This window comes from Agrobacterium sp. CG160-95 (assembly GCF_053521725.1).
Genome location: NZ_JBNWDU010000014.1, coordinates 1 through 3,740, shown reverse-complemented (window position 1 = coordinate 3,740; position 3,740 = coordinate 1). Strand labels below are relative to the sequence as shown.

At 52.1% G+C, this 3,740-nt stretch carries 2 rRNA genes; both read left to right on the top strand.

The features are described 5' to 3' along the window. Positions 1–442: 442 nt before the first annotated feature. A 23S ribosomal RNA gene (locus ACQZ63_RS27200) occupies positions 443–3,249 on the top strand. 221 nt (positions 3,250–3,470) lie between these two features. Next, a 5S ribosomal RNA gene (gene rrf / locus ACQZ63_RS27195) occupies positions 3,471–3,585 on the top strand. The last annotated feature ends 155 nt before the right edge of the window (positions 3,586–3,740 follow it).

The window sequence follows — 3,740 nt, the reverse complement described above, 5'->3', positions numbered from 1 at the left end:
AAAAAAAACGTTTGCATCGTTCGCAAGGACTGATGCCTGTTCTGAATACATTGTGAAGAGAAGATATGTCTGGAAGCGTCCAGGTGTTTTGGGTTTATGCCTGAAACGTCCGAGACCAATCCTTGTGAAACCATGTGATGGCTTAGTCGGCCGGAATTGGTGGAGGGGTTGGAGGTAGGAAGGATCGCTTGTCCGAGGCATTTTTGTTGTTGGAGCATTTGCTCCTCTGATGGGAATGCTGGATTGATGTTGCCTGACCGCGCATCACCGGATGATATCTCGAGAAGCTGGTCTTAATGATACGACCTCGAAGTGCACCGGCGTGCCTTCAAAGAGGATTGTATCGAACACGTCGATGTCATCAGGATATGATCTGGTTGTAAAAGGTAACCGGATTGCCGTTCCTTTGGAACGGCTATGGATGAGCATAGACAATGAGAACGAAGAAGTGAATTAAGGGCATTTGGTGGATGCCTTGGCATGCACAGGCGAAGAAGGACGTGATACGCTGCGAAAAGCCGTGGGGAGCTGCGAATAAGCTTTGATCCATGGATCTCCGAATGGGGCAACCCACCTTAAATGCTTGGAAAATCCAGTCTGTTTTATGAACGGCCTGGGTTTCCAAGCATTGTGATAAGGTATCTTACTTTCGAATACATAGGGGTAAGAAGCGAACGCAGGGAACTGAAACATCTAAGTACCTGCAGGAAAGGACATCAACCGAGACTCCGTAAGTAGTGGCGAGCGAACGCGGACCAGGCCAGTGGCAATGATGAATAAAGCGGAACGATTTGGAAAAGTCGGCCATAGAGGGTGATAGCCCCTTACGCGTAGAACAGTCATTGTCCTTGAGTAGGGCGGGGCACGTGAAATCCTGTCTGAACATGGGGAGACCACTCTCCAAGCCTAAGTACTCGTGCATGACCGATAGCGAACAAGTACCGTGAGGGAAAGGTGAAAAGCACCCCGACGAGGGGAGTGAAATAGAACCTGAAACCGGATGCCTACAAACAGTCGGAGCCCGCAAGGGTGACGGCGTACCTTTTGTATAATGGGTCAACGACTTAGTGTAACTAGCAAGCTTAAGCCGGTAGGTGTAGGCGCAGCGAAAGCGAGTCTGAATAGGGCGATTGAGTTAGTTGCATTAGACCCGAAACCGAGTGATCTAGCCATGAGCAGGCTGAAGGTTGGGTAACACCAACTGGAGGGCCGAACCCGTATCTGTTGCAATAGATTGGGATGACTTGTGGCTAGGGGTGAAAGGCCAATCAAACTCGGAAATAGCTGGTTCTCCGCGAAATCTATTTAGGTAGAGCGTCGACCGAATACCCTCGGGGGTAGAGCACTGGATGGGCTATGGGGACTCACCGTCTTACTGATCCTAACCAAACTCCGAATACCGAGGAGTACTAGTCGGCAGACACACGGCGGGTGCTAACGTCCGTCGTGAAAAGGGCAACAACCCTGACCTCCAGCTAAGGTCCCCAAGTCATGGCTAAGTGGGAAAGGATGTGAGGATCCCAAAACAACCAGGATGTTGGCTTAGAAGCAGCCATCATTTAAAGAAAGCGTAACAGCTCACTGGTCTAAATAAGGGTCTTTGCGCCGAAAATGTAACGGGGCTAAAGCCATGCACCGAAGCTGAGGATGTGACAGTTGTAGTGACTGTTGCGTGGTAGCGGAGCGTTCCGTAAGTCTGTGAAGGCGGACCCGTGAGGGCTGCTGGAGATATCGGAAGTGCGAATGTTGACATGAGTAACGATAAAGGGAGTGAGAGACTCCCTCGCCGAAAGACCAAGGGTTCCTGCTTAAAGTTAATCTGAGCAGGGTTAGCCGGCCCCTAAGACGAGGCGGACACGCGTAGTCGATGGGAACCACGTTAATATTCGTGGGCCTGGTGGTAGTGACGGATCTCGTGTGTTGTACATTCTTACTGGATTGAATGTGCGGCGAAGAGGTTCCAGGAAATAGCTCCACCGTATAGACCGTACCCGAAACCGACACAGGTGGTCAGGTAGAGTATACCAAGGCGCTTGAGAGAACTATGTTGAAGGAACTCGGCAAATTGCACGCGTAACTTCGGAAGAAGCGTGACCCCATTTTACGCAAGTATGATGGGGTGGCACAGACCAGGGGGTAGCGACTGTTTATCAAAAACACAGGGCTCTGCGAAGTAGCAATACGACGTATAGGGTCTGACGCCTGCCCGGTGCTGGAAGGTTAAAGGGAGGGGTGCAAGCTCTGAACTGAAGCCCCAGTAAACGGCGGCCGTAACTATAACGGTCCTAAGGTAGCGAAATTCCTTGTCGGGTAAGTTCCGACCTGCACGAATGGCGTAACGACTTCCCCGCTGTCTCCAACATAGACTCAGTGAAATTGAATTCCCCGTGAAGATGCGGGGTTCCTGCGGTCAGACGGAAAGACCCCGTGCACCTTTACTATAGCTTTACACTGGCATTCGCCAAGGCATGTGTAGGATAGGTGGTAGGCTTTGAAGCAGGGACGCCAGTTCTTGTGGAGCCATCCTTGAAATACCACCCTTATCTTCGTGGATGTCTAACCGCGGTCCGTTATCCGGATCCGGGACAGTGTATGGTGGGTAGTTTGACTGGGGCGGTCGCCTCCGAAAGAGTAACGGAGGCGCGCGATGGTGGGCTCAGACCGGTCGGAAATCGGTCGTCGAGTGCAATGGCATAAGCCCGCCTGACTGCGAGACTGACAAGTCGAGCAGAGACGAAAGTCGGTCATAGTGATCCGGTGGTCCCGTGTGGAAGGGCCATCGCTCAACGGATAAAAGGTACGCCGGGGATAACAGGCTGATGACCCCCAAGAGTCCATATCGACGGGGTTGTTTGGCACCTCGATGTCGACTCATCGCATCCTGGGGCTGGAGCAGGTCCCAAGGGTATGGCTGTTCGCCATTTAAAGCGGTACGTGAGTTGGGTTCAGAACGTCGTGAGACAGTTCGGTCCCTATCTGCCGTGGGTGTAGGAATATTGACAGGATCTGTCCCTAGTACGAGAGGACCGGGATGGACGTATCTCTGGTGGATCTGTTGTCCTGCCAAGGGCATAGCAGAGTAGCTATATACGGAATGGATAACCGCTGAAGGCATCTAAGCGGGAAACCAACCTGAAAACGAGTGTTCCCTATCAGAGCCGTGGAAGACGACCACGTTGATAGGACGGGTGTGGAAGCATGGCAACATGTGAAGCTTACCGTTACTAATAGCTCGATCGACTTCTTCGTTCCCATTGTTCATGCTCATCAAAGATGAGCATCATCTGTTCTGTCCTGACGCGCATAGCGCTCCGGACGGGCCGCGCCACAGGGCGCGACGACCTCTGGTCTGTATGGCAAACATACGGGAAGGGTCGCAGAAAGACGTGTTAAATTAAATGAAGCGCAAGCTTCCCAGCTTCTCGAAACAACACTCATGTGAAAACATGAACTGTGTTGCGTTTTGCCGACCTGGTGGTTATCGCGGGGCGGCTGCACCCGTTCCCATTCCGAACACGGCCGTGAAACGCCCCAGCGCCAATGGTACTCCGTCTCAAGACGCGGGAGAGTAGGTCGCTGCCAGGTCTGCAAAACGCAACAAATATCTTCTCAAGCAAACTCTTCGGCCCAGCCGATACAAAGGGCCGCTCAAAGCGGCCTTTTTGCATTGCGGAACATGAAAACATAAGGAAAACGCAACGTGCGTCCCTTAAAGGAGACAAATCGCCTTCGGCAATTTG